The sequence below is a fragment of the Nocardia sp. NPDC058497 genome (assembly GCF_042720195.1).
Taxonomy (GTDB): domain Bacteria; phylum Actinomycetota; class Actinomycetes; order Mycobacteriales; family Mycobacteriaceae; genus Nocardia.
Genome location: NZ_JBHXMY010000555.1, coordinates 1 through 3,850 on the forward strand (window position 1 = coordinate 1; position 3,850 = coordinate 3,850).

Here is a 3,850-nt window from a genome sequence, read left to right on the forward strand (position 1 = left end):
CTCGGTGAGACCGAGGAACCGAAGGAACTGGTGCGTGGCGAACCGTCACGGATCAACGAGGTCGCTGAGCATGTCGGCAAGATCGGCACCGCGATCGAGCAGACCGGTGACGCGTTACGCAAGATCGATGTGGCCGATTGGACGGGTTCGGCGGCGTCGGCGTTCGACGAGGAGTACGCCAAACAGCCGAAACTGTGGTGGGACGGCTCCGATGCCATGTCGAAAGCGAAAGCGGCACTCGACATGTGGTTCCACGAGGTCACCGCGGCACAGACCAAGGCTGGTGAGGCGATCGCGAAGTGGAAGCAGGCAGACACCGAGGAAACCAACCGTAGGAACGAGTGGAACGCCAAATCCGACGACGACCGTAAAGGTAGAACCCTCACCGACACCTGGACGGTGTTGCGTGACGAGGCTCGGGCGATCCTGCGTGACGCCCGCACCCAGCGCGACAACGCCGCCAACACCGCCGTGGCCGCGATCAACGCGGCGACCGAGAAGGCACCGACCGAGCCGCCGTTCCTGTCGCGGTGGGGCAGCAACCTGTCGGACCTGTCAGACGCCTGGGCGCACGCGAGCTTGAACTTCACGTCCGGGTTGCTGACGTCGCTGACCGGGATGGTGCAGTTCGTGCGAGCGATCTCGCCCATCGACACCTACAACTTGACCCACCCGGCCGAGTACATGACGAAGATGTCGGACATGGGGACCGGCCTGGTCATCGCCGCGGCCGATCCCAAAGCGACCGCATCGGCGATGCTGGCCGGGTTCAAATCCAATCCGACCGAAGCGCTGGGCGCGTTGACCGGAGACCTGCTGACGACCGTGGCCACCGGTGGCGCTGGTTCGGCGAAGCTCGGTTTGACGGCGGTCGACAAGGCGGCTGATGCGTCGAAAGTCGCGCGGTTGGGTGACAACCTCGGCGATGCCGGTGGCGCGGGTTCGAAGAACGCGCCGTCGAATCCTCCCGCCGAGACACCGGCACCGAAACCGGCTGAGACAGCACCGAACACCGGTGACACAGGCACACCGGCCGCCAAGCCCGCCGAGGGCGCGCCGCAGCCGAACAACCCAGCCGGTGTTGATCCCGAGTCCTCACCCGCGACACCTCGCACGAGCCCGGCTGGCGTGGGCGACACCCCCACCAATACCCCTGATACTCCCAACTCTCCCGATGCCGGCGCCAGCAACCCAGGCGGCGAGCCGTCGACCGGAGAGACACCCTCGACGCCAGAGCCCGCTGCCCCGGAAGCGGATACCCCGGAACCCGCCACCCTGAACGGCGATTCGACACCGGCCCGGCAGGAAGACACCGGCGGCGAGCCTCCGAACCGACCCGCCACGGAGGAATCGCGTGACGGTCAGCCCGATTCGGGCACACCCGCCGCGGCGACGCCCGATCGCCCCGGTGACTCCTCACCCGCGACACCGGATCCCGACAACGGTGGGCCCAATCCCGGCCCGTACGCTCCCGAGAACGCGGGCGGGTCACCCGAACACGGCGACACCGCCCCCACCGACCGCGACCTCGACCACGACGGCACCGGTCACGGCGACGGCACGAACCCAGAGCCGGCGCGCGACCCCGACGCGAACCCCGAATCGCCGCGCGACCCCGACACCGCCACCCCTGGCTCGGACACCACGCCCGGCAACCCGAACGGGACCACAAACGCCGACAACCCGATAGCGCACGACACCACCGACCGCGGTGGGGACGGCCGCGGCTCGGTCGGTGAGGACGGCACGAACACCCCGGCGGAGAACAGCGCCACCGACCGCCAGACCGATAAGACCGGTGACCCGGTCGCGACCGCGACCGGTGAGTTCCTCCTACCCCTGGTCGACATCACCCTGCCGGGTGTGTTGCCGTTGACCGTGAAACGGGGTCATCACTCGAACTACCGGTTCGGGCGGTGGTTCGGTCCGTCGTGGTGCTCGACGCTGGACATGCGGGTGGTCGTCGAAGACGACTACGCCACAGTCGTTTTCGAAGACGCGATGCTGCTGCCCTACCCGCACGCGGAAGTCGGTGTCGGAGTCGAGCCGCTCTCCGGTGGGCAACGCTGGAAACTGACCCGCACCGAGTCCGGCGGCTACCGGCTGTGGGATCCGGCGCGGGAACTGGTGTGGCACTTCGCGCCCGAACCGGTCCTCGACGGCCTCGATATCCGCCTCGGCAATTTCGCGATCTCGGCGATCACCGACCGCCACCACAACCGGATCCGGTTCCACTACGACCATCTCGGCGCCCCGACCGCGGTCACACACTCCGGTGGCTACCGCATCGAGTTCGACACCGAAGCCGGCCGGGTCACCACGATGACAGTCGTCGGCGACGAAGACGGCTCCCGTACCCAGATCCGCCAATTCGGCTACACCGACGGCGACCTCACCGACGTCGTCAACGGTGTCGGTGGCCGCACCCGCTTCACCTACGACGAACTCCATCGGATGACGGCGTGGATCGATTCCAACGCCAGCTCGGTCGTCAACACCTACGACGAACGTGGCCGGGTCATCCACCAGCGGGGCACCGACGGAGTGTTCAACGCCGACTTCGACTACCTCGACTATCCCGACGGCACCGGCCGCCTCACCACCGTCACCGATTCCCGCGGCGCCAGGACCGCCTACGGTTTCGATCACGACCTGCGGCTGCGTGACGTCGCCGGCCCCGACGGTGGGCGACGCCGCATCGACTACAACCGCGACCGCAAACCACTGTCGGTCACCGACCCCGACGGGACCATCACCCGCTACGCCTACACCGCCGACGGTGACGTCACCACCATCACCCGGCCCGACGGCACCCAAATCGCCATCGACTACGCCTACGCCAACCGGCCCTCCACGATCACCAACCCCGACGGCACCACCCGCCACCAATCCTGGGACAAGACCGGCAATCTCGTCGCCACCGTCAACGAAGCAGGCGCGCGCACCGAATACGACCACCACTCCTGCGGAGCCGTCAGCGAGGTCCGCACCGACGACGGCAACCGCACCACCATCGACGTCGACCCCGCCGGCCTTCCGGCCACCATCACCGACGCCTACGGCGCGACCACCCGCATCGAACGAGACCCCTTCGGTCGCCCCGCCGCCCTCACCGACGCCCACGGGGCGGTCACCCGATACGAGTGGACCCCCGAGGGCAAACCGGCCCGCCGTATCGACCCCGACGGCTATCACGAGTCGTGGACCTACGACGGGGAGAACAACCTCCTCACCTACACCAACCGCGCCGGCCTGACCACCCGCTACACCTACGGCGGGCACGATAAAGTCGCGGCCCGCACCGACCCCGACGGCTCGACACACCGCTACCTCTACAACACCGAACGCCAACTCACCGCCGTCATCAACCCCCTCGGGCAACGCTGGACCTACGAATACGACCCCTCCGGCCGCCTGACCGCCGAAACCGACTACACCGGCGCCACCACCCGCTACACCCACACCATCACCGGCCGTGTCGCCACCGTCACCCCCGCAACCGGCATCACCCGCCACCACCGCTACGACAACCTCGGCAACCTCATCTCCATCACCGCCGACACCGGCGAGTACCTTGCCTACACCCACGACCCCGCCGGGCGCATCCTCACCGCCGTCAACGGCATCGACGAGGCGATCACCCACACCCTCGCCTTCACCTACACCCCCACCGGCCACGTCGCCACCCAACAACTCGACGACCAACCCGCGATGGTCAACGACCACGACCCCCGAGGCCGCCGCACCCGCCGCGCCCCCCCCACCGGTTCGGGCACCACATGCCGCCACGACAGCCTCGGCCGCGTCACCGCCCTCCCAGCCCCCGACACACAACGCGACGGCACCCGCG

1 protein-coding gene is annotated in these 3,850 nt (G+C 68.3%); it reads left to right on the forward strand.

Annotation, left to right across the window (positions count from 1 at the left end; all coding sequences use genetic code 11):
* On the forward strand, nucleotides 1-3,850 hold a 3,850-nt coding region (locus ACFWPJ_RS27085), incomplete at both ends, for a putative T7SS-secreted protein (protein ID WP_378855447.1).